This is a genomic window from Actinomadura alba, from assembly GCF_014323705.1.
In the GTDB taxonomy this organism is placed as follows: Bacteria; Actinomycetota; Actinomycetes; order Streptosporangiales; family Streptosporangiaceae; genus Actinomadura_C; species Actinomadura_C alba.
Genome location: NZ_JABVEC010000064.1, coordinates 1 through 20,094, shown reverse-complemented (window position 1 = coordinate 20,094; position 20,094 = coordinate 1). Strand labels below are relative to the sequence as shown.

At 69.6% G+C, this 20,094-nt stretch carries 19 protein-coding genes and 1 pseudogene; 13 read left to right on the top strand and 7 right to left on the bottom strand.

Annotated features, from left to right (window positions below):
• Window positions 1-233 precede the first annotated feature (233 nt).
• The 3 genes and pseudogenes from HKK74_RS41760 to HKK74_RS38130 all read left to right on the top strand — a co-directional run.
• Window positions 234-407, top strand: a pseudogene (locus HKK74_RS41760) (polyketide cyclase); the annotation flags it as partial.
• A 25-nt stretch (window positions 408-432) separates the two neighbouring features.
• Entirely contained in the window at window positions 433-555 is a 123-nt protein-coding gene (locus tag HKK74_RS41210; protein ID WP_281398218.1) for a hypothetical protein, read from the top strand.
• Window positions 556-950: 395 nt separating this feature from the next.
• Window positions 951-1,301 carry a hypothetical protein gene (locus HKK74_RS38130; protein WP_187248306.1) on the top strand — a complete coding sequence of 117 codons (351 nt, stop codon included), beginning with the start codon at window positions 951-953 and terminating at the stop codon, window positions 1,299-1,301.
• A 42-nt stretch (window positions 1,302-1,343) separates the two neighbouring features.
• On the opposite strand, the gene nhaA is transcribed toward HKK74_RS38130, so the two are convergent.
• A complete protein-coding gene (gene nhaA / locus HKK74_RS38125; RefSeq protein WP_187248305.1) occupies window positions 1,344-3,233 on the bottom strand; it encodes a Na+/H+ antiporter NhaA in 1,890 nt (629 codons plus the stop codon).
• A gap of 271 nt (window positions 3,234-3,504) precedes the next feature.
• On the opposite strand from nhaA, the gene HKK74_RS38120 reads away from it, so the two are divergent.
• Window positions 3,505-4,557, top strand: a complete 1,053-nt coding sequence (locus tag HKK74_RS38120; RefSeq protein ID WP_312882189.1) for an RNA polymerase subunit sigma-70 — start codon at window positions 3,505-3,507, stop codon at window positions 4,555-4,557.
• 81 nt (window positions 4,558-4,638) lie between these two features.
• Window positions 4,639-6,291 (top strand): MFS transporter, encoded by a 1,653-nt coding sequence (locus HKK74_RS38115; RefSeq protein ID WP_187248304.1) that lies wholly within the window; start codon window positions 4,639-4,641, stop codon window positions 6,289-6,291.
• Window positions 6,292-6,314: 23 nt separating this feature from the next.
• Here HKK74_RS38115 and HKK74_RS38110 read toward each other — a convergent pair whose 3' ends face one another.
• Together HKK74_RS38110 and HKK74_RS38105 are read right to left on the bottom strand one after the other, a co-directional pair.
• Entirely contained in the window at window positions 6,315-6,887 is a 573-nt protein-coding gene (locus tag HKK74_RS38110) for a hemerythrin domain-containing protein (RefSeq protein WP_187248303.1), read from the bottom strand.
• Window positions 6,888-7,168: 281 nt separating this feature from the next.
• Entirely contained in the window at window positions 7,169-7,465 is a 297-nt protein-coding gene (locus HKK74_RS38105; protein WP_187248302.1) for an STAS domain-containing protein, read from the bottom strand.
• A 225-nt stretch (window positions 7,466-7,690) separates the two neighbouring features.
• Between HKK74_RS38105 and HKK74_RS38100 the strand changes: the two genes are divergently transcribed.
• Together HKK74_RS38100 and HKK74_RS38095 are read left to right on the top strand one after the other, a co-directional pair.
• Window positions 7,691-8,014: a helix-turn-helix transcriptional regulator gene (locus HKK74_RS38100; protein WP_187248301.1), complete on the top strand. Its 324-nt coding sequence runs from the start codon at window positions 7,691-7,693 to the stop codon at window positions 8,012-8,014.
• A gap of 257 nt (window positions 8,015-8,271) precedes the next feature.
• Complete coding sequence (locus HKK74_RS38095) at window positions 8,272-9,471, top strand: cytochrome P450 (RefSeq protein ID WP_187248300.1); 1,200 nt, start codon at window positions 8,272-8,274, stop codon at window positions 9,469-9,471.
• 260 nt (window positions 9,472-9,731) lie between these two features.
• Here the strand turns inward: HKK74_RS38095 and HKK74_RS38090 are convergent, their stop codons facing one another.
• Window positions 9,732-11,651: an amino acid transporter gene (locus HKK74_RS38090; RefSeq protein WP_246492405.1), complete on the bottom strand. Its 1,920-nt coding sequence runs from the start codon at window positions 11,649-11,651 to the stop codon at window positions 9,732-9,734.
• Between the two features lie 221 nt (window positions 11,652-11,872).
• Entirely contained in the window at window positions 11,873-12,304 is a 432-nt protein-coding gene (locus HKK74_RS38085; protein ID WP_187248299.1) for a PaaI family thioesterase, read from the bottom strand.
• Window positions 12,305-12,687: 383 nt separating this feature from the next.
• Here HKK74_RS38085 and HKK74_RS38080 point away from each other — a divergent pair, with 383 nt between their 5' ends.
• The 6 genes from HKK74_RS38080 to HKK74_RS41755 all read left to right on the top strand — a co-directional run bounded on the left by HKK74_RS38080 (window position 12,688) and on the right by HKK74_RS41755 (window position 18,080).
• The gene (locus HKK74_RS38080; protein ID WP_187248298.1) at window positions 12,688-13,455 is read left to right on the top strand and encodes a group II truncated hemoglobin; all 768 of its coding nucleotides are present in this window, start codon (window positions 12,688-12,690) and stop codon (window positions 13,453-13,455) included.
• 138 nt (window positions 13,456-13,593) lie between these two features.
• Window positions 13,594-14,514: an ABC transporter ATP-binding protein gene (locus tag HKK74_RS38075; protein ID WP_187248297.1), complete on the top strand. Its 921-nt coding sequence runs from the start codon at window positions 13,594-13,596 to the stop codon at window positions 14,512-14,514.
• Window positions 14,515-14,627: 113 nt separating this feature from the next.
• Entirely contained in the window at window positions 14,628-15,371 is a 744-nt protein-coding gene (locus HKK74_RS38070; RefSeq protein WP_187248296.1) for an ABC transporter permease, read from the top strand.
• Window positions 15,372-15,567: 196 nt separating this feature from the next.
• Window positions 15,568-15,876 (top strand): PepSY domain-containing protein, encoded by a 309-nt coding sequence (locus HKK74_RS38065; protein ID WP_187248295.1) that lies wholly within the window; start codon window positions 15,568-15,570, stop codon window positions 15,874-15,876.
• A 316-nt stretch (window positions 15,877-16,192) separates the two neighbouring features.
• Window positions 16,193-17,281, top strand: coding sequence for a DUF222 domain-containing protein (locus tag HKK74_RS38060; protein WP_187248294.1), 1,089 nt, complete (start codon window positions 16,193-16,195; stop codon window positions 17,279-17,281).
• Entirely contained in the window at window positions 17,226-18,080 is an 855-nt protein-coding gene (locus HKK74_RS41755) for an HNH endonuclease signature motif containing protein (RefSeq protein WP_312882188.1), read from the top strand. Before HKK74_RS38060 ends, HKK74_RS41755 begins: the two co-directional genes overlap by 56 nt.
• Window positions 18,081-18,135: 55 nt before the next feature.
• On the opposite strand, the gene HKK74_RS38050 is transcribed toward HKK74_RS41755, so the two are convergent.
• A complete protein-coding gene (locus tag HKK74_RS38050) occupies window positions 18,136-19,101 on the bottom strand; it encodes a pyridoxal-phosphate dependent enzyme (protein ID WP_187248292.1) in 966 nt (321 codons plus the stop codon).
• Window positions 19,098-19,799, bottom strand: a complete 702-nt coding sequence (locus tag HKK74_RS38045) for a helix-turn-helix transcriptional regulator (protein WP_187248291.1) — start codon at window positions 19,797-19,799, stop codon at window positions 19,098-19,100. Before HKK74_RS38045 ends, HKK74_RS38050 begins: the two co-directional genes overlap by 4 nt.
• Window positions 19,800-20,094 lie beyond the last annotated feature (295 nt).

The following is a 20,094-nucleotide window of genomic DNA, read 5'->3' as shown; positions in this document are numbered from 1 at the left end:
CTATCGAATCCATGGCCGAGATGTAACCGTGATAAGCGAACAGAACGCCATTCTTATTAAGTCATAGACCTGCATTGTTGATCGCAACGATTGCCGAATCGGCTATATAGGAATTTTCTCAACATACGCCGACCAGGCGGCGCAGGTTACGCTCGCCGCCGCGCGCCAGTGCCCCCCGACCGGTGCGCCACGACGAACCGGCTACTGAGCGAGGATGCTGATGCACAGCATGCGTGCGCCGAACGCGGGTCGGCAAGCGCGTACTCGAGGCGGGCGAGGCGCGCGTCGTGACCATCTGCCAGACCTACGACGCATCCCTCGAAGACGTCTGGGATGCCTGCACCGACACCGAGCGCCTTGGGCGGTGGCGGTTCCTGCCCGTCTTGAGCGATCTGCGGTTGGGCGGTCGGTACCGGCTCGAGGGCGGCATCAATGCGAGCGTTGGTACGACGCCAAGACGCGAACGTCGAGGCCGGCGAGAACGAGGCGAACGCGCGCCTCATGGCCGACCGCACCACCGCCGGCTACACGGAGCAGCCGCCTCCCGCCCAATGAGCCCGACCACAGAAATCAGCGCCCGCCGCGGCGACCGACTCCAGCGGCCATGCCATTTCAGAGTGGGGAGGGTGCGCCGGGTCATCCAGTACGGGAAACGTAGAATCGCTGACGAGCGTTCGTCAGCGACCCGCTGAGTAGCTGTGCAGCTACGGGTCCAAGTCACCCTGCCGCATTCAGCGCCGACGAGGTCGGCGACCTCCACGCACCCCAGGCCGTGCCGCCGCCCGCATCCGTGCTCCTGCGGCTCCCGGTAGCGTAAGAATCAGGTTCTCTGAGCGGCAGCGTCGCTTTCGGTCCCGATAAATATCGTGCGCGAAGTCGGAGGTGATCACGGTGCATCCGGTCCCATGACAGCCCCAGCCCGGGGCGTCACGGAGCCGAGAGGTGACCGTATGAGCAAGACCGACAAGACCCGGCCCCGGTGGGTGCGGATGGCCGACGCGGCGATGGTGACCTGCCTGCCCGTGCACGATCATCGGTTCGGGCCGTGCACGCTGCCGGACGAGATCACCGCCGACAACGCGTCCCTGAGCCACCGCACAAGCGGCTGTTACTGGAGCGCCACCGCCTATGCCTACTACCTGTTCGGTTACGGCGATGGGGCCGGGAGTGGTACTACTTCCGACGCGAAGAACGCCGCCGCAGCCGTCACCAGGCGCGCCGCGAACTACGCGCCTATCACGGCGAAGACTGAAAGAAGGCGGAGAGCGGTCCATGGCCCTCCGTGTCTTCTACCGGACTGAGAGAGCGGGGGCGGTCCGACCCCGGAGCCCGTGCGCCGGTGGTCAGCGGCTCAGAGCGGCGCGGATGTGAGCCGATTTCACCGCGGCCGTGAGCGTGGCGATGTCGTAGGCGCCGTGGTGGCGACGTCCGTTGACGAAGAAGGTCGGCGTGCCCGACACCCCGCTCAGGTCCGCCGACTCGACGTCCTCGGCGACGCGGGCGGCGCCGACGTCGTCACGCACGTCGGCGCGGAACCGCTCGACGTCGAGTCCGGCCTGCCGGGCATAGCCGATCAGGTCGCGGAGCCGGAGATCCCCCTGGTGCTCGAGCAGCAGGTCGTGCATCTCCCAGAACGCTCCCTGGGCCGCCGCCGCCTCGGCCGCCGTCGCGGCGAGCCGGGCGCCCGGATGGACGTCGGTCAGCGGGAGATGGCGCCAGACGTAGCGCACATCGCCGAAGTCGGCGAGCAGCTCACGGACGATCGGCTCCGCCTGGCCGCAGTAGGGGCATTCGAAATCCGCGTACTCCACCAAGGTCACTGGTGCGTTCCTGCGGCCGCGAATGTGGTCGCGGTCCGGGTCGACCGGCACGGCGAGGTCGACGATCTCCTCGGCGGTGCCCAGCAGCGCTCGAATCCGTAGCCGCTTCGGCAGCATGGCGGTCGCGCGGAAGATGACCCAGGCCAGCACGGACGCCGTAAGGGCCGCGGTCAGGATGCCGAACTTGGCCTCTTCGAGCCGCGTGCCCTCGAAAGCGAGCGTCGCGATCAGCAGCGACACCGTGAAGCCGATACCGGCGATCGTGCCGCCTCCCGCGATGGCGGCCCAGCCGACCGGCGGACGGACCCGGCCGCGGGTCAGCCTGGTGACGAGCCACGAGGAGCCGAGGATCCCGATCGGCTTGCCCGCGAGGTAGGCGAACAGGATGCCGAGAGTGATCGGCGAGGTGAAGGCCCGGGACAGGAACGCGCCACTGATGGCGATGCCGGCGTTCGAGAGGGCGAACAGCGGCACGATGAGGTAACTGGTCCACGGGTGGTAGAGCTGCTGCAACCGTTCATTGGGTGAGATCGCGGCCACCAGTCCCACCCGGGCGGACTGGGCGAACTCGGGCGTCGGCTGTTCACGGAACAGGCGGAAGAGATCGGTCGCGCGCTCGAGGTCATCGCGCGCGGCGGGAGACGCGTAGGTGAGCAGGCCCATGGCCAGGCCGACGATGATCGGTTCGACGCCGGAGACGAAGAGCGCCACCCAGACGGCCGCCCCGAGAAGCACGTACACAAGGCCGTGGCGCACGCCGCGGGCGCGGATCAGCAAGATCACGCCGAAGACGGCGAGCGCGGCCACCAGCGCGGGTGGCTTGATGTGCTCACTGTAGAAGACGGTGATGACCCCGAGCGCCACGAGATCGTCGACGACGGTGACCGTGAGCAGGTAGACGCGCAGGCGCGCCGGAAGCCGGGATCCGACCAGGGCCAGCATGCCGAGCGCGAACGCGGTGTCGGTCGACATCGCCGCGCCCCAGCCGAGCGCCGAGGACTCACCGGCGTTCACGCCGAGATAGATCGCGACCGGCACGAGCATGCCGCCGATGCCCGCGACGAGTGGCAGCGCGATCCGCCGGCGGTCCCGCAGTTCCCCCAGGTCGAACTCTCGGCGCGCCTCGAGCCCGACGACGAAGAAGAAGAACGTCATCAGCCCGCTGTTCACCCAGTGGCGCAGGTCCTGCGTCACGTCCCAGGCGCCCACCCGGACCGACAGCTGCGTCCGCCAGAGCGACTCGTACGACGACGAGTCGACGTTCGCCCAGATCAGCGCGGCCAGCGTCGCGGCGAGCAGCACCGCGGCGCTGCCCGTCTCGGTGCGTAGGAACTCCTGCAGCGGCGTCCGCAGGCCGCGTGCCCACGCGGTCCGCCCGGACAGCGGTGTGGCGTCTTCCGTGCGCTGCGTCATCGCTCTGTCATGTCGAGCCCGTCGTCGCCATCCAGGTCGCCCTTCACCGTCCAGGTCGTTCCTCGCCGTCCAGGTCGTCCTACGCTGTCTGCGTCGTCGGTACGTCATCGTAATTGCGGCCGGAGAGTGCGCGTGACCTGGGGGAAGGCGTACGCCGCCGGGTCCCGTTACCTGCAGTAACACGCGATTCCTTTTCCGTCCGGCGAACGTCATAACGTTGAGCGGTCACGAATCGGCGGGTGACCGACCGTACGATGCCGGAGGACCTTTCGTGAGCAGAAATGACGCCACCCTGGCCCGAGCCGCTGAGAGCGAGGTGGTCGCGGCCGTACGGGCGGGAGACGAGAAGGCGTTCGCCGGGCTCGTCGAGCGGCACCGGCGCGAGCTGCACGTGCACTGCTACCGGATGCTCGGGTCGCTCGAGGACTCCGAGGACCTCGTGCAGGAGACGTTCCTGCGCGCGTGGCGCAAGCGCGAGAGCTTCCAAGGCAACTCCACGTTCCGCGCGTGGCTGTACCGGATCGCGACGAACGCCTGCCTGGACGCGCTCGCGCACCGTCTGCGCGATCAGCGGGCGCGTGGCGTCGCGCCGGCCGCCGACCCGGACGCCGCCGCGCCTCCCCCGCCCGAGATCGCGTGGCTGCAGCCCTACCCGGACCGGCTGCTGGAGCCGATCGCGCCGAGTGCCGCCGAGCCGGACGCGGCCGTGGTGGCCAAGGAGACGATCGAGCTGGCCTTCCTCGTCGCCATCCAGCACCTCTCACCCAGGCAGCGGGCCGTGCTGATCCTCCGGGACGTGCTCGGCTGGCCCGCCAAGGAGACGGCGGCGGCACTCGAGATGAGCGTCGCCGCGGTGAAGAGCGCCCTGCAGCGGGCCCGGCCGGAGCTGAAGCGGCACCTCCCGCAGCGCCGGGCCGACTGGGCGCCGTCGGCGGATCCGACCGAGGAGGAGCGCGTACTCCTCCAGCGCTACATGGACGCCCACGAACGAGCCGATGCCACCGCAATCGCCGGGCTGCTGAGCGAGGACGCGCGAGTGACGATGCCCCCCTACCCGGATCGCTACGAGGGCCGCGAGGCGATCGCGACCCTGCTGGCGGAAATCCTCGATCCCGGGTCTCCCGGCTATGTCGGGCACCTGCGGACCCTGCCGACCAGGGCCAATCTGCAGCCGGCGGCCGCGATCTACCTCCGCGATCCGGCCGGATCCGAGTACCGGCCCATGACGCTCGACGTGCTGCGGATCGAGGACGCGAAGGTGGTGGAGATCACCGCCTTCGCCTCCGCTCTCTTCCCCGCGTTCGGCCTGCCGCCGACACTCTGACGGCGATTCCTCTCGACTCGCTCAGCCGTCTCAACAGTCGTGGAAACGACGAGACGAGACGAGACGACGAGGAGCGAGAAGGTGACTTCTGACGCCGCACTGGGCGCTGGTAGACGGGAGTGGATCGGCCTGGGGGTGCTCGCCATCCCCACGCTGCTGCTGGCACTGGATCAGAGCGTGTTGTATCTGGCACTGCCGCGGCTGAGCGCGGACCTCGGGGCCGACGGCACCCAGGCATTGTGGATCCTGGACATCTACGGGTTCATGCTCGCCGGGTTCCTGGTCACGATGGGCACGCTCGGCGATCGCATCGGCCGTCGCCGGCTGTTGCTGACCGGCGCGAGCGCGTTCGGTGCCGCCACGGTGCTGGCCGCCTACTCCACCAGCGCCGAGATGCTGATCATCGCCCGGGCGGTGATGGGGATCGCCGGGGCCACGCTGATGCCCTCCACCCTGGCGCTGATCGGCAACATGTTCCAGGACGTCAAGCAGCGCGGGGTCGCCATCGCGGTGTGGTTCAGCTGCCTGATGGTCGGCAGTGCGATCGGCCCGGTCGTCGGCGGGGCGTTGCTGGAGACCTTCTGGTGGGGCTCGGTGTTCCTGATGGGTGCGCCGGTCATGGTCCTGCTCCTGGCGCTGGGACCGGTGCTGCTTCCCGAGTACCGGGATCCCGGGGCCGGGCGGCTCGACCCGCCCAGCGTCGTGCTGTCCCTGGCCGCCACCCTGCCGATCATCTACGGCCTCAAGGAACTGGCCCAAGACGGCGCGAAGCCGCTCCCCGCGCTCGGCATCGCGGCCGGCGTGGCCGCCGCCGCCGCCTTCGTCATCCGCCAGCGCAGACTGTCCAGCCCGCTGCTGGACCTGCGCCTCTTCGGTGACCGCGCCTTCGGCGCCACACTGCTCATCCTGGTGCTCGGCTCGCTCACCTTGGGCGGAATGTATCTGCTGGTCAGCCTGTATCTACAGGTGGTCGTGGGACTCTCGCCGTTGCGCGCGGGCCTGTGGCTGGTGCCCTCGGCCATCGCGATCGTCATCGGCTCCATGGCCGCTCCGGGCCTGACGCGGCGGGTACGCCCCGCGAACGTCATCGCGTGCGGGCTCTCCGTCTCGGCGCTCGGATACCTGCTGATCGCCCAGATCGACGCCGACGGCGGGCTGCCGCTCCTGGTCGGCGGATTCGTGCTCGTCTTCCTGGGGGCCGGTCCGATGGGGGCACTGGGCACAGACCTGGTGGTCGGTTCGGCTCCGGCCGAGAAGGCAGGGTCGGCGGCGTCGATCTCGGAGACCGGCAATCATTTCGGCATCGCCCTGGGCATCGCCGTCCTGGGCAGCGTCGGCACCGCCGTCTACCGCGACCAGATCACCGAATCGATCCCCGCGAACGTGCCGCCCGAAGCAGCCGTGGCGGCCCGGGAGAGCATCACGGCGGCCACGTCCGCGGCGGAAAGGCTGCCCGCCGGACCTGCCGGGGAACTGCTCGGCGGCGCCCGTGAAGCGTTCACCGCCGGGCTGAACACCGCCGCCGGCGTCGGTACCGTCCTCTTGATCGTTCTCGCGGCGCTCGCCGCGTCGGCGCTCCGGCACGTACGCCCGGGTGGCGAGGCCGGGCCCGGACGGACCGACCGCAACGCCGACGACGCCGGCGACGCGGCCGAAGGCGCCCGGGCGACCACGCCCGCGACCGATCACCCGTACGACCTGAAGAAGACCTCGACGCCGGGCCGGCCGGGATGACGCGGATGACTCGGATGACCGTCTCAGGTGCGCTTCACCGCCTTGCGCATCACGTCTCGCGTGCGGTCCATCACCGCCAGGAACGGCCCCGCCAGCAGATTCGCACCGGTCGATTCGACTCCGGGGTGCGGATGGGTCGGCGCGAGCGCCTCGGCCACCTTCACGGCCGTCTTCATGACCCGCAACCGCTCCGGGCTGCTGTTCCTGCGCAGCGCGGGGAACTCCTCGCGTTCTTCGGACTCCGCGTGACTCTCGACGGCCTGCCGCAGTTGCTCCAGCTTCCTCGCGAACTCCGGAGAGTCCGTGCCGATACGCTCGAGTTCGCTCAGCATCCGCTTGGACAGGTTCTCCTCCGCCAGCCGTTCATTGACCACCCGGTCACCATCCTGGATGATCCGGCGCGCGTTGGGATGCACGATCTCCTCTTCGGCCGTCTCGTGCACGGCCAGCAACCGCCGCAACCTGTCGAACGTCTCTCTGCGCTTGTCCCCCTTGGACACCGTCACCTCGGCGAACAGGGTACGGATCTCCTCATGCTGCCGGATCAGCAGATCGACCACGTCACCCTCGTCCATCGAGCCCGGTTGCTTCGCCATGCCGCCCTCCCGCGGTTGTCACGATCAGTCACCTTCGTCATGCCCTCCGCACGGCGACCGAACACGGGATGTACGCGCGCCATCACCAAGCGGGCATGCGCATGGCCTCGGCCCTCACCACTCACCCCGTTCTCCGCCCCGCCCGAGTAGGGGGCCCATATATCAGGTGGCCGCCGCCGGCGGCGATGGCGCCGTCCACGTCGTCGGCGAGCGGCAGCCGTTTGGCGAACCCGGTGATCCAGGAGGACGGGTTCCACCTGGCCGGCCGCCCGCGCCGGTCATCAGGGTCCCAGGTCGGTCATCAACCTGCTCATGCGCCCCAGGCACGGCGCGATGCTGGTCAGCTGTGGTCGGCGGTCCGGCGGCTCGACATGGAGCGCGGTCAGCACCCGCCAACCGGACACGTCGACGAACGTCAGTTCACTCGTGTCGACGAGCACCCGCCCGAACCGTTCCCGGGTCTCGGCGAGCACCTGGGCCACCGCGGCACTATTGGTGATGTCGATCTCGCCACGCACCAGCAGCAGCTCGGGCCGGACCGCCTGGGTGATTCGCAGATGCCCGTCCTCGTACAACACGCTCGCCCGCCTCCGCCTCCGCCTGAGCCGTACGCGCCGACCGCGGTCACCTCGAACTCCGCGGGCCCCTGCCGGTGCGGGTCTGGTGTTCTGCCGCATGCTCCGAGCATGCTCGCGGCAACGTCACCCGTCAAGAAATACCGGAATTGAGATTCGTCATAAGATGGTCTGGATACCCTGACCAGATCGCCGCCCGGATACGACCCAGATCGGAAGAACAGGACGATGGGCACTCTCGATCAGGACCGCGAGGTCCGTCGCTGGACGTTCTTGACCAACCATGCCCGCGTACTCCTGGAGATCGCCCGCAATCCGCAGATCCGGCTGCGGGACATGGCCACCCGTGCCGGGATCACCGAGCGGGCCGCCCAGGCGATCGTCACCGATCTCGAAGCTGCCGGATATCTGACCCGCGTCCGCGTCGGCCGCCGCAACCACTACACCATCGACCCCAGCCGGCGGTTCCGGCACCCGGCCGAGGCCGGCCACCGCATCGAGGGGCTCCTCGCCCTGTTCACCCACCGTGAGGACGTTCCCGAAACGGGATGAAAGCCCTTCGCGCGAGGGCCACGCCGGAGCGGCGAGTGCGCGAGAGGGCCGTCGTCAGAGATCCGCCGAACCGGGCGCCGCCCCGGCCACCGACAGCAGCGGACAACATCGGTCGCGCCGGGATCGCGACCTACTGACCGGTATGCAGGGTCGATCAGTGGCGGTACGGTTCGTGGGGCGGCCTCGGACCGTTGGAGTCACCCGTCGCGGGGTCTTCCCCTGCCCGGGGCCTCGTGGCCATGGCCCTTGGAGGACCTGTGACGATCGTGACAGAGCTGGAGCTCCCGGTCTTCGACTACTCCGCGCCCGATCTCACCCCGGAGTCGTACCACGGGCGGCTCGCCGAGGTCGCCGAGCAGGGCTGGCTGGCGCAGGGCCCGCTGTCGTACGTCGTGCTGGACCGGGAGGCCGGCGAGTTCTTCCTGCGGTCCCGGGCGACCGCGTTCCCCGGCCGCGAGATCGCCGAGATCTTCGGCATCGCCTCCGGGCCGCTGTGGGAACACATCGACGCCAATATCCTCAACCAGACCGGCGACCGTCATCGCCGGTTGCGCAGGCTGGTCGGCCCCGCGTTCACCCCACGCGCGGCGGACTGGTGGCGGCCGTCGATGCGAGAGTTCCTCGACCGCCTCTGGGACCCCGCCGCCACCTCGTGCGAGTTCGTCGGAGCGGTCGCCAGGCCGTACCCATCGCTCACCATCGCCGCGGTCCTCGGCGCCCCGCTGGACGACGCGCCGAAACTGCACGAATGGTCGAACTGGGTGCAGCGGCAGTTCGACATCCGGTCGCTGTCGAACGACCTTCCACGCATCGAGCGTGCGGCCGACGAGGTGTACGAGTACGTCGAGACCCTGCTCGACAAGCGGAGGGCGGCTCTGTCGGACGATCTGCTGAGTGCTCTGCTCGCCGCCGAGGACGACGGCGACCGGCTGTCGCACGCCGAGTGCGTCAACCTCGTACTCAACGTGCTCTCGGGCGGGATCGACACCACCCAGGCCCAGCTCGCGCACGCCCTACGCCTCTTCGCCGAACATCCGGCCCAGTGGGCGCTGCTGGCCCGGGACCCCGGGCTCGCCGGGTGCGCCGTCGAAGAGGTGCTGCGATACGAGCCGATCACCCCGTTCACGGCCCGGATCTGCGTCGAGCAGGTCGAACACCGGGGCGTCGTCTTCCCCGCCGGCACGATCGTCGCCATCTGCGCTGAACGGGCCAATCGCGAGTCCCCCACGGGTGAGGACTTCGACATCTCCGCCGAGCGCGACGGCCGCCCGCTGACGTTCGGCGCCGGCTCCCACTACTGCCTCGGTGCCAATCTCGCCCGCGCTGAGCTGGAGGAGGCGCTGACGTTCCTGGCGCCGCGAATGCCCGACCTTGCTCTGGACGGCCCTCCAGAGCTCGCCGGCATCGAGGGGATATACGGCGTCGAGTCGCTCTCCCTCACCTGGACATCCCCCTGACACGGGCCCGCACCAGGCCTCGGTCGGCCTGATTGTGGTGGCCCTTCGGTGTGCGAGCAACTGACCGCCTGATGCTTCGTCGTGCGGCCGACTGCGTCAAGCCTCTGGAGAAACTGAGTCTGGGTGCGCACCGATACGCAGGGAACGGTGCCTCAGACGGGAATCGAACCAGCTACCGGCGCCTCCGAGGCGCTGTGCCTCTTTGGTCCTCATCCGGTCGGGACTCGCAACTCTCTCAAGGCATTGGTGCGCCCCGGACGTCAGCCGACGTGGACGAGCGGACGGCGTTCGACGTCCGGCTCGGCCTGACGGAGGATCTCCCGGGTCAGCGGCGGGATGTCACCACCGCCGAAGACCAGGTAGCGGAGCAGCGCGCCGATGGGGTTGCCCTCGGCCCAGTGGAAGTAGACATGTGGCAGTTCGCCGGTCTCGTCACGAACGTGCAGCAGGATGGCCGCGATGGCGTTCGGAATGCTCGGGCTGTCGACCCGCAGGATCCGGAAGCCGTGCGACTCTTCCCCGGCCACCTTGAGCTCGGCCTCGAACTCCGAGGCATCGGGCACCGTCACCTCGAGGAAGAGAACCTGCTCGTCGCCGCGGATCCGGTGCAGCTCCCACGCCTCGCGGGCCTTGTCGACGTACTCCCTGCGGTCGCGCTCGTCCGGCTCGTTGGAGATGAACCGGATCTCGCCCGCCTCGTCGAGGAAACGAGCGGCGGCCTCGTCCATCGTGACACCCGTGACCCGGAGCTCGGTCGATCGGGTGGCGCGGGAGAGCAGCGAGGTCACGACGATGCCGATGACGAAGATGAACGCGATGACCAGGCCGTCGGGGCGCTCGATGACGTTCGCGACCATCGCGTAGGCGAGCACGAGCGCGACGACGCCGAACGGAAGCGCCGCGCGGCGCCGGCCGCTCTTCCAGGCCGCCAGGGTCACCGCGACCGCCGCCGACAGGATCAGCGCCAGCACGCCCGTGGCGTAGGCGCCGCCCTGCGCCTCGACCTCGGCTCCGAAGAACACGGTGATCGCGAACGACACGGCGGTGAAGACCAGCGTCATGGGCCGTGACGCACGCGACCAGTCGGGCGCCATCCCGTACCGCGGCAGATAGCGGGGCACGATGTTGAGCAGGCCCGCCATCGCCGACGCCCCCGCGAACCAGAGGATCGCGATGGTGCTGATGTCGTACGCGGTGCCGAACCAGTCACCGAGGTACTCGTGGGCGATGTACGCGAGGGCACGGCCGTTCGCCTTCCCGCCCTCTTCGAACTCCCGCTCGGGGATCAGGACCGTGGTGGCGAAGCTCGAGGTGATCAGGAAGACGCTCATGATCAACGCGGCCGTGGTGAGGAGCCGCTGCGCTCCCCTGATGCGCGCCGACAGGTCGCCCTTGACGAGGGGCATCACCGCGACGCCCGTCTCGAATCCGGACAGGCCCAGCGCGAGCTTGGGCATGACGAAGAGCGAGACGGCGATCATCGCGATCGGGCTGGAGTAGTCCACCGTCAGGGCGTTCTGCCAGTTCGCCACCAGGTCGGGCTCGGTGAGCGCGTGCTCCAGTGCGGTCGCCACCACGACCACGTTGAGCACCAGGTAGACGCCCACCAGCACGACCGCGATCGAGATCGCCTCGCTGAACCCGACCAGGAACACCGCCCCGAGCGCGGCGATCAGGATCAGCGTGAGCGGTACCTGCCAGCCGCCCAGGGACTCGGGGAAGAACGGGTTGTGCAGCATGTGGGCGGTGGCGTCGGCCGCCGAGAGCGTGATGGTCACGATGAACGCGGTGGCGACGAAGCCGAGCAGGAAGAGCACCAACAGCTTCCCGCGCCAGCCGGCCAGCAGGCTCTCCAGCATCGAGAGCGACCCGAGGCCGTGCGGGCTCTGCGCCGCGACCGCTCGGTAGACCGGCAGCGCGCCAAAGAGGGTCAGCGCCACGAGCAGGAGCGTCGCGATCGGGCTGAGCGCGCCCGCCGCCAGCGCGGCGATGCCCGGCTGGTAGCCCAGGGTGGAGAAGTAGTCCACCCCGGTGAGGCACATGACCTGCCACCACGGGTGCTGCTTCTCGGGTGCCTGCTCGTGCTCGGGCCCGGCCGCCTTACGGTCGGGCCGGCGCAGCCCGTCGAGCAGCCAGCGCCGTATCGCGGATTGGTTCTCCGACGTGATCGACGTGGTCAAACCGGTCACCTCTTGCCATGGAGCCGAAACACCTCGGGCACCCTACTGAACTTGTCCAGTGCACGCGACGGCGACGCGACATCGGCGTGCGCCCGCGTCGGCGCCGGCGCTGGTTCCCGCACCAGCACGCGGACTTCCCGCCGTTCCCGTCGGCAAGGCGATGGTGCTCGACTCCGCCTACACCGGCTTGATCTTCGGTGGCCGCACCGGGGCGCGGGCGCTCAGGCCCGGTCTGCCGCGCCGGTGTCGTGGCCGAGGGAGTCGGCGGAGGCGATGTTGGCCAGGCGCACCTCGCCGCGGGCGACGGCGCGGCCGGTGTCGTCGGTGATGTCCACCTGCCAGAGCTGCTGGGTGCGCCCGCGGTGGATGGGGACGGCGACGACCTTCAGGCGGCCGGTCCGCGCGGCCCGCAGGAAGTTCGTGTGGTTGGCCACACCGACTACGTGTCCCCGCCCGTGGAACCAGATCGCGGCGCCGTAGCTGGCCGCCGTTTCGACGAGCGAGCAGTGCAGGCCGCCGTGCGCGATCCCGTACGGCTGGAGCAGGTCCGGCGTGATCTCACAGGCGAGCTCGACGCGGTCGGCGGTGAGCTCGATGTGCTCCATGCCCAGCAGCTTCTCGAAGCCGGCCTGGTGCTCGTCGGGCTGTGTCACGGTACTCCTCGGGTCGGTCCCATCGCCTCCACCGGCCGTACGTCCGCTGATCGCACGGGCGGCAAGGCCCTGTCCGCTGGATCGTACGTCCGAACCGGCTCAGGCGTCCTCCGCAAGATCGCGCCAGTGGCGGTCGGCGACCGTGCCGGTTCGGCCGGTCGCAGCTCGCCGACCTCGGCCTGGACGACGAGACCGTCTCACTGGTGCTCGGCGGCAACGCACTGCGGGTGTACTCACGGGTGCGCGACGAGCTGGCCCCGGACGCTCGGGCCTGATCCGCCGCGACCGCGCACCGGCGAACCACACCGTAGTACGAGCGTTCGCAAATAGGATTACATCATTACAGTACGATCGCGGAAACGAGATCCGGGTTTGGTGGGTTCATGATCGTTGAGTACATCCGCTACCGCGTCCCCGTAGAGCGAAGTGAAGAGTACGAGGCGGCGTACGCACGCGCCGCAGTGCCACTCGCCCGTGCTCCGCAGTGCGTCGAGTACGACCTGAACCGCTGTGTAGAAGATCCGGAAGCGTACGTCCTGCGCATCGTCTGGACATCCGCCGAGGACCACCTGACGGGATTTCGCGGCAGCGCGAACTTCCGCGAGTTCTTCGCCGAGATCAAGCCATATGTCGAGCAGATCGAGGAGATGCGGCACTACGAACACACGCCGGTCGCGGGCCAAGGGAGTTCGGTGCCCACCCTGTACGACTGGGCCGGCGGCGCGGAGGTGTTCGAGCGCCTCACCGAGGCCTTCTACCGGCATGTCCTCGAGGACGACGTCGTCGGGCCGCTCTTCGCGGGCATGGACCGCGACCATCCGAGATACGTGGCGATGTGGCTAGGCGAGGTCTTCGGCGGGCGGCCCCGTTACACCGAGGAACGCGGCGGCTACCACCACATGCTCACGCAGCATCTCGGCAAGGCCATCACCGAGTCGCAGCGCCGCCGGTGGGTGAACCTGCTGCTCGATGCGGCCGACGAGACCGGTCTGCCCGATGACCCGGAGTTCCGGGCGGCCTTCGTCGGCTACATCGAGTGGGGCACCCGCCTGGCCGTGGCCAACTCCCAGCGGGATGCCGATCCGGTCCAACAGGCACCCGTGCCGCGCTGGGGTTGGGGCGTCGCTCCCCCGTACGTCGAAGGCACGTGACAACGGCCCCTGACGGACCTGCGGTTTGACGGCGGGGACAGCCGGCTGACGAAAGTCAGGGGTGACGGGCACCGTTCGGCCACTGCCGGGAGGATCCACCGGTCCTTACGTTTCGTGGGTGACACGAACGGAGAGCCAATGATCCTTTTGACTGGGCTGACGAAGCGCTACGGCGAGACGACCGCCGTGCGGGACCTGTCGCTGCGGGTCGAATCGGGCAAGGTGACAGGCTTCCTCGGCCCGAACGGGGCGGGCAAGTCCACCACGATGCGGATGATCCTGGGGCTGGACCGGCCGACGTCGGGCACCGCGCTGATCGGCGGCCGCCCGTACGCGACTCTGCCGCACCCGCTGCGCGAGGTGGGCGCGCTGCTGGACGCCAAGGCGGCGCACCCGGGCCGGTGCGCGCGCAGCCACCTCAAGGCGATGGCGCGCAGCAACGGGATCCCCGGCGCCAGGGTCGAGACGGTGCTGGACACCGTCGGTCTGAGCGAGGTGGCCGGCAAGCGTACGGGGACGTTCTCGCTGGGCATGGGACAGCGGCTGGGCATCGCGGGGGCGCTGCTCGGCGACCCCCGGGTGCTGATGTTCGACGAACCCGTCAACGGGCTGGACCCCGACGGCGTGCGGTGGGTACGTGAGCTGATGCGCTCACTGGCCGCCGAGGGCCGTACGGTCTTCGTCTCCAGCCACCTGATGAGCGAGATGCAGCAGACCGCCGACCGACTGGTGATCATCGGAAAGGGCAGGCTGCTGGCCGACGCGCCCATCGCCGAAGTGCTGGCGAGCAGCTCGCGGAACACCGTGAAGGTCCGCAGCCCGCACCCGGCCGCACTGTCGCGGCTACGGGATCGGCTCACCGCCGGCCACGCCGAGCAGCCGTCTCCCGGCGAGCTGATCGTGACGGACGTGCCGGTGGAGCGGGTCGGCGAACTCGCCCACGAGGAGGGAGTCCCGCTGCACGAGCTCACCGCGCGCAAGGCCTCGCTGGAGCAGGCCTACATGGAACTGACCGCCGACAGCGTCGAATACGCCGCCCCGGGCGGAGGCCGCACGTGAGCCGCCGAACGCGAGGAGGCCTGATGATCTCCCCTTCCGCCACCACACCGTCCCTTCCCTCCGTACCGGCCTCGCGCCGGAGGTCGTTCGACAACGGTGGGCTGCCTGGTGCGATGGCCGCCGAATGGACCAAGACGTGGTCGGTGCGCTCCACCTGGTGGAGCCTGCTGACGGCGCTACTGCTGATGGCGGCGACCGCAGCGCAGCTGGGCATCTACACCACCGACACCAATACCAACACCGATCCGACGGATGACAAGGGGATCGTGGCGGCGAGTGAGATCGCGATCCAGGCGATCGATCTCGCGCAGTTCGCGGTGATCGCGTTGGCGATGCTGGCGATCACGGTGGAGTACTCGGCCGGAACGATCCGTGCGACGTTGCAGTGGATGCCACGACGAGCCTGGATGCTGATGGCGAAGACGGCGGTCGTCGCCTGCGTCACCTTCGGGGCCGGTGTTCTGATGGGCGCGGTCGGCGCGGCCGTCGGGGCGGCGATCCTGGGCCGCTGGAGATCGTTCTCGTTCGCCGGCACCGCGCGCGACCTGCTCACCATCGGCCTCTATCTGGCGCTGATCTGTATGTTCACGCTGGGCGTGGGGACGGCGCTTCGAAGTGCGGTGGGCACGCTGACCAGCGTGTTCCTGTTTCTGACGATCATCCCGGCGAGCCTTCAGAACAGCAATATCACGTTCTTCGAACGGATCAGCGATGCCCTGCCCGGCGTGGCCGGGGCGCGCTTTTTGCGCGGGGCCACCGACCCCTACCCGCCGATCGTCGGGCTACTGATCCTCGCGGTGTGGGCGGTGGCGGCGCTGGCCGGGGGCTACGCGGTGCTCAGGCGCCGCGACGCCTGACGGCGGGCTGGTACGGCCCGCGCCCGCCGAGGGCGTGGGCCTCGTGTCCCTCACCAGGCGCGGCGGACGCCGCGGTGTCTCGTACCGTTCAGCGGCCGTTCAGCGGCATCCGCCCCCTCCGTGCCGGCCCGCCGGGCATGGGACAAGAAGAGCGCGGTTCCGCACTCGCGGTCGAGGAAGAGCGGAAGGAGCCGACATGAAGCGCGAGAACAAACCGATCATCCTTGGCACCATCGCACTCGCGGTCATCGGGGCGAGCGGCGCGACCACGGCGGGCGGTGGTGAGGACCTCGACACGCCCATCACAGGTAAGGCGCTCGAGAGGGCGTCGGCGGTCGCTCTGCAGCATGCCGGCGGAGGCAAGATCACCGAGACCGAGGTGGAGGAGGACGGCACCTACGAGGTCGAGATCACCCGTCCGGACGGCAGCGAGGTCGAGGTCAATCTCGACCGGGACTTCCATGTCATCGGCGGCGTGGGTACCGAGAACGGCGCCGAGGAGTGACGGGACCCTCCGTCTGTGGGTCGACCTGCTGATGGACGCGGCCGACGAGACCGGCCTGCCCGGCGATCCCGAGTTCCGGGCGGCGTTCGCGGGCTACATCGAGTGGGGCACCCGCCTCGCACTCGCGAACTCCCGGCCGGGCGCCCACCCGGTGCGGCACGCACCGGTGCCGCGCTGGGGTTGGGGCGTCGCTACCTCGAAGGCGAGTGAGCTCCGACCCCTCGACATCACGGCTTGCCTCTCGAACATACGTGCGATAGATTATGACTGTTCGCGGTCATGTGATCACTCAGGGTGAAGTCGGAGGTCCTCCGTGGTGTCCAGTCCGTCGCCGGTGCCACCGCCATCGAGCGCGGTGGAGGCCTTGGCGATGGTCGAGGCCGCCTTCGACTTTCTCAACCACGAGGATCTGGCCGGATTGCCGGTCACCGTACAGGCGGAATGCTTGCGATCGTGGTCGCGCGCCGAGGCCAAGGGGGCGGCCGCACACGCGGACCTGCTGGGAGCCTTCCATGCGGGCGGAGGCCCGCGTGCGGACGGGCAGAGGTCGACAAGCGCGTGGCTCGCGAAGTTCACCCGGTGCACGGCCGCCGCGGCGCGGCGGCAGGCGGGCGCGGCGAGGCGGATCCGCGGTGGTCCCCATGTCCGGCGGGCGCTGGCCGACGGCGCGATCACGGTGTCGTACGGCCAGTGGATCCGTGACGCGGTGTCGGCCTTCTACCCCGAGGACCAGGACGCCGTCGAGCAGATCCTGGTCGAGGCCGCGGTCTCGGACGCGCCGATCGAGGATCTCGTCACGATCGCCACCGTCGCGCTGCGAAGACTGCGGCCCGGCGGCACCGAACGCGACGAGGCTCAGCGCATGGCCGATCGTGGATTGACGTTGTCCAAGACGTTGGGTGGAGTCGGGCGGATCAACGGTGACCTGACCGCCGAGGCGACCGCGCTGGCCGAGACCGTCATCGAAGCTTTGGCGGTCAAGAAGGGTCCCGAGGACGCTCGCACCGAACGCCAGCGCCGCCATGACGCCTTCGCCGACGCGATGCGACGGTTGGTGGAATCGGATCTGATGCCCGAGCGGGGTGGCGCCAAGCCGCATCTCAAGATTGAGATCGGACTGGCGGACCTCCGAAGCCTTCCTGATTCCAGCCGACTCGAGGACGAGTGGGTCGAACGGCAGGAGGCGGCGCTGGCCCGCCGGCGCCTGACCGGCGACACCGTCCGCCAACTCCTCATCGACGAACCGGTCGGCCGGCTGGCTCCCAGCCGCGTTCGCCGGCCCGGGCGGGCAGAGCGCCACAGCGGGTCGGCCGGAACCGCCCGAGCTGCCGGGGTTCTCCAGAGGCGCCGTGCTCACCGGGGTCGGGCCGATCAGCGACGGCCTCGCGGCCGGCCTGGCCTGTGACTCCGTGGCCAGTTCCATCGTGCTGGGCACCGTCGACGAGGACGCCCTGACATCGATGACGATGGAATGGCTGGACACGATGGGGCTGTCAGAGTGCGACGCTTGCGTCGACGGCAACCCCGCCGCCAGAGGCGACGATGCTGCCGGATGTGCCGCCCGGAACGCCGACGCCACCGGATGCGCGGCCCACGACGCCGACACGACCCGCAGCGCCGCCCATGGTCACGCCGCCCAGAATGGTGAGACCGCGTGCACCGGTGCCGGCGGCCGGCCCGCCCGGAACTGCGACGCCACCCTGTGCGGCGGTGCCGAAGGGCGCTGCCATCGCGGTCGTCACCTTTCGGCCGAGACTCTGGCGCGTCTGCGGCGCAGCATGCTGCGGTGGGCCGTCCAGGTGCTGTCCGGCCCCGGTGGCCTGGCGTCATACTTACGCACCGGGCTTCTGGAAGCGCCACTGGCGGGCCCGAGCGTCGTGCTCGACGCCGGCCCGGACGACAGATCCGTACCCGCGTCCCTGGAGCGGCTGGTCCGGCGCAGAGATCGACACTGCCGCTTTCCGGGATGCGACCACCCCGCGCACCTGTCCCAGGTCCACCACATCATCCCGAGGTCCCGGGGCGGGCCCACGCGGTTGGGGAACCTGCTCACGCTGTGCTCGATGCACCACCTCATCGCCGTCCACTCCTGGGGCTGGGAGGTACGGCTCAACCCCGACGGCACGACCACGGCGATCGGACCCGACGGACGCGTCCTCGAGGAGCGCGAGCCGCCGCTGGACCCGCCGCTGCAGGCGGCCTGACCGTAGCCACCGGGTCAGCGGCCGGTGGACCTGCCGTGCTCCCCGGCGCGGTCGGTCAGTGCGCCAGAAGCTCACTGAACCGGGCCGGTCCGACGTTACCGCCGGAGATGATGACGCCGACGCGGGCCGGCAGATCGGGCACCGCCCCGGTGAGCAGCGCGGCGAGACCTACCGCGCCACTGGGCTCGATCACCGTCTTCAGCCGCTCGAAGGCGAACCTCATCGCGTCGCGGATGGCGTCTTCACTGACGACGACGATGCCGTCGAGCAGCTTCTGGTTGATGGAGAACGTGAGCTCGCCGGGAATCTCCGCCGCGAGCCCGTCCGCGATGGTGCGGGGAACGGGAATGCTCACGCGGACACCGGCCTCCAGGGAGCGTCTTGTGTCGTCGCCGTTCTCCGTCTCGACTCCGATCATGCGGATACCGGGGACGAGGCCGGTCGCCGCCGTGGCGCTGCCCGCCATGAGGCCGCCGCCGCCCACCGGAGTGAGCAGCGCGTCGAGCGGACCGACCTCTTCGATGAGCTCCAACGCGGCGGTGCCCTGCCCGGCGATGATGTGCGGGTGCTCGTACGGCGGGACGAGGGCGAGCCCTCGGTCGGCGGCCAGCCGCTCGCCGATGGCGACGCGGTCGCCGGTGTAGCGGTCATAGGCCACGATCTCAGCGCCGTAACCGGCGGTGGCGTCGAGCTTGCTCTTCGGGGCGTCCTCGGGCATGAGGATGACCGCGGTGCTGCCCAGCTCACGCGCCGCCAGCGCGACGGCCTGTGCGTGGTTGCCCGAGGAGTAGGCGGCGACGCCGCGCTCGAGCTGGTCCGGAGACAGTCTGGAGATGAGGTTGTAGGCCCCGCGGAACTTGAAGGCGCCGATGCGCTGGTAGTTCTCGCACTTCAGGAAGACCTCCGCGCCGACCAGTTCGTCGAGGGTCCGGGAACGTAGCACGGGCGTGTGGTGCGCCACGCCCTTGATCTGCCCGGCCGCGTCGCGAACGTCGTCGAGAGTGACGGGGGTGATGCTCATCGAGGCTGTTCTCCCTGCTGGTCATGGTCGTACGAGGTGCCGCCGGGGGCGCGCTCGGGCTGCGCCCGGGCGTCCGCGAGGTGGCTGTAGGCCGAAGCGCGCGAGATGCCCAGCCGGGCGGCGACCTGGGGGACGGCCCGGCGCAACGCGAAGACGCCCTTGTCGTCCAGGGCGCGGAAGAGCCCGAGGCGCTCGTCGCGCCCGAGCGCCGACCAGGATCTGCCCAGGCGGAGCTGCTGGGCGTCGACGACGGCGTCGACCACCGTGTCGATGTCCTCGGTGAACGTCGTCAGCGGCACCGCGGTGTCGTGCTCGACGCCCGCGAGGTCTCCGACGAGGTCGTGCACCTGCTTGATCGCGGTGATGTCGAGGTTGACGCACAGGGCGCCGAACACGGCGCCGTCGGCGTCCCGGAGCACCATCGTCGAGGACTTGACCAGCTTGCCGTCCGCAGTCCTGGTCACGTAGTTCAGCCGGTCCGCGGCCTCGTCGCCCTCCGCGAGGACGCCCATGCCGATCTCGCTCATGGAACCGCCCACCGTACGACCGGTGACGTCCCCGGCGATGGCCACCACGGAGTGCTCGGGCCTGCGGAAGTCGTGCAGGACCACTTCACAGAAGCCGCCCATCGTGGCGGCGATACCGGGCACGACGGGTGTCAGTGCCGCCAGGATCGCGTCCCGGTCATGGGCCGCCATGGCACCCCTCCGTCTATGGTTCAGACCGTCTCAGTTCAGGCCGTCTCAGTTCAGGCGGTCACGGTTCAGGCCGTCTTGTTTCGCCGCAGCGCGCCAGGTCATCACCACTATGGACGCATAGTACATCATCTGGATAGAACGTCCAGACGGTGCCCGAAGACCAACGTTCCCCTGTCCATCAGACGATGATCGCGCGAACCGGGATACCGATTCGACCGGTTTCCCTGCGTGCGCCGCTGGCTGCGCGGGCTCGCGCCGGGCTCCACGACGACGTGACGGATGCCGCGCGGCGCCG

Bases quoted from the DNA above. Each gene is read 5' to 3' on its own strand.
- HKK74_RS41210 (WP_281398218.1), top strand. From the start codon at position 433: ATGCGAGCGTTGGTACGACGCCAAGACGCGAACGTCGAGGCCGGCGAG.
- HKK74_RS38130 (WP_187248306.1), top strand. From the start codon at position 951: ATGAGCAAGACCGACAAGACCCGGCCCCGGTGGGTGCGGATGGCCGAC.
- nhaA (WP_187248305.1), bottom strand. From the start codon at position 3,233: ATGACGCAGCGCACGGAAGACGCCACACCGCTGTCCGGGCGGACCGCG.
- HKK74_RS38110 (WP_187248303.1), bottom strand. From the start codon at position 6,887: ATGGCGAAGCAACCGGGCTCGATGGACGAGGGTGACGTGGTCGATCTG.
- HKK74_RS38100 (WP_187248301.1), top strand. From the start codon at position 7,691: ATGGGCACTCTCGATCAGGACCGCGAGGTCCGTCGCTGGACGTTCTTG.
- HKK74_RS38080 (WP_187248298.1), top strand. From the start codon at position 12,688: ATGATCGTTGAGTACATCCGCTACCGCGTCCCCGTAGAGCGAAGTGAA.
- HKK74_RS38075 (WP_187248297.1), top strand. From the start codon at position 13,594: ATGATCCTTTTGACTGGGCTGACGAAGCGCTACGGCGAGACGACCGCC.
- HKK74_RS38070 (WP_187248296.1), top strand. From the start codon at position 14,628: ATGGCCGCCGAATGGACCAAGACGTGGTCGGTGCGCTCCACCTGGTGG.
- HKK74_RS38065 (WP_187248295.1), top strand. From the start codon at position 15,568: ATGAAGCGCGAGAACAAACCGATCATCCTTGGCACCATCGCACTCGCG.
- HKK74_RS38050 (WP_187248292.1), bottom strand. From the start codon at position 19,101: ATGAGCATCACCCCCGTCACTCTCGACGACGTTCGCGACGCGGCCGGG.
- HKK74_RS38045 (WP_187248291.1), bottom strand. From the start codon at position 19,799: ATGGCGGCCCATGACCGGGACGCGATCCTGGCGGCACTGACACCCGTC.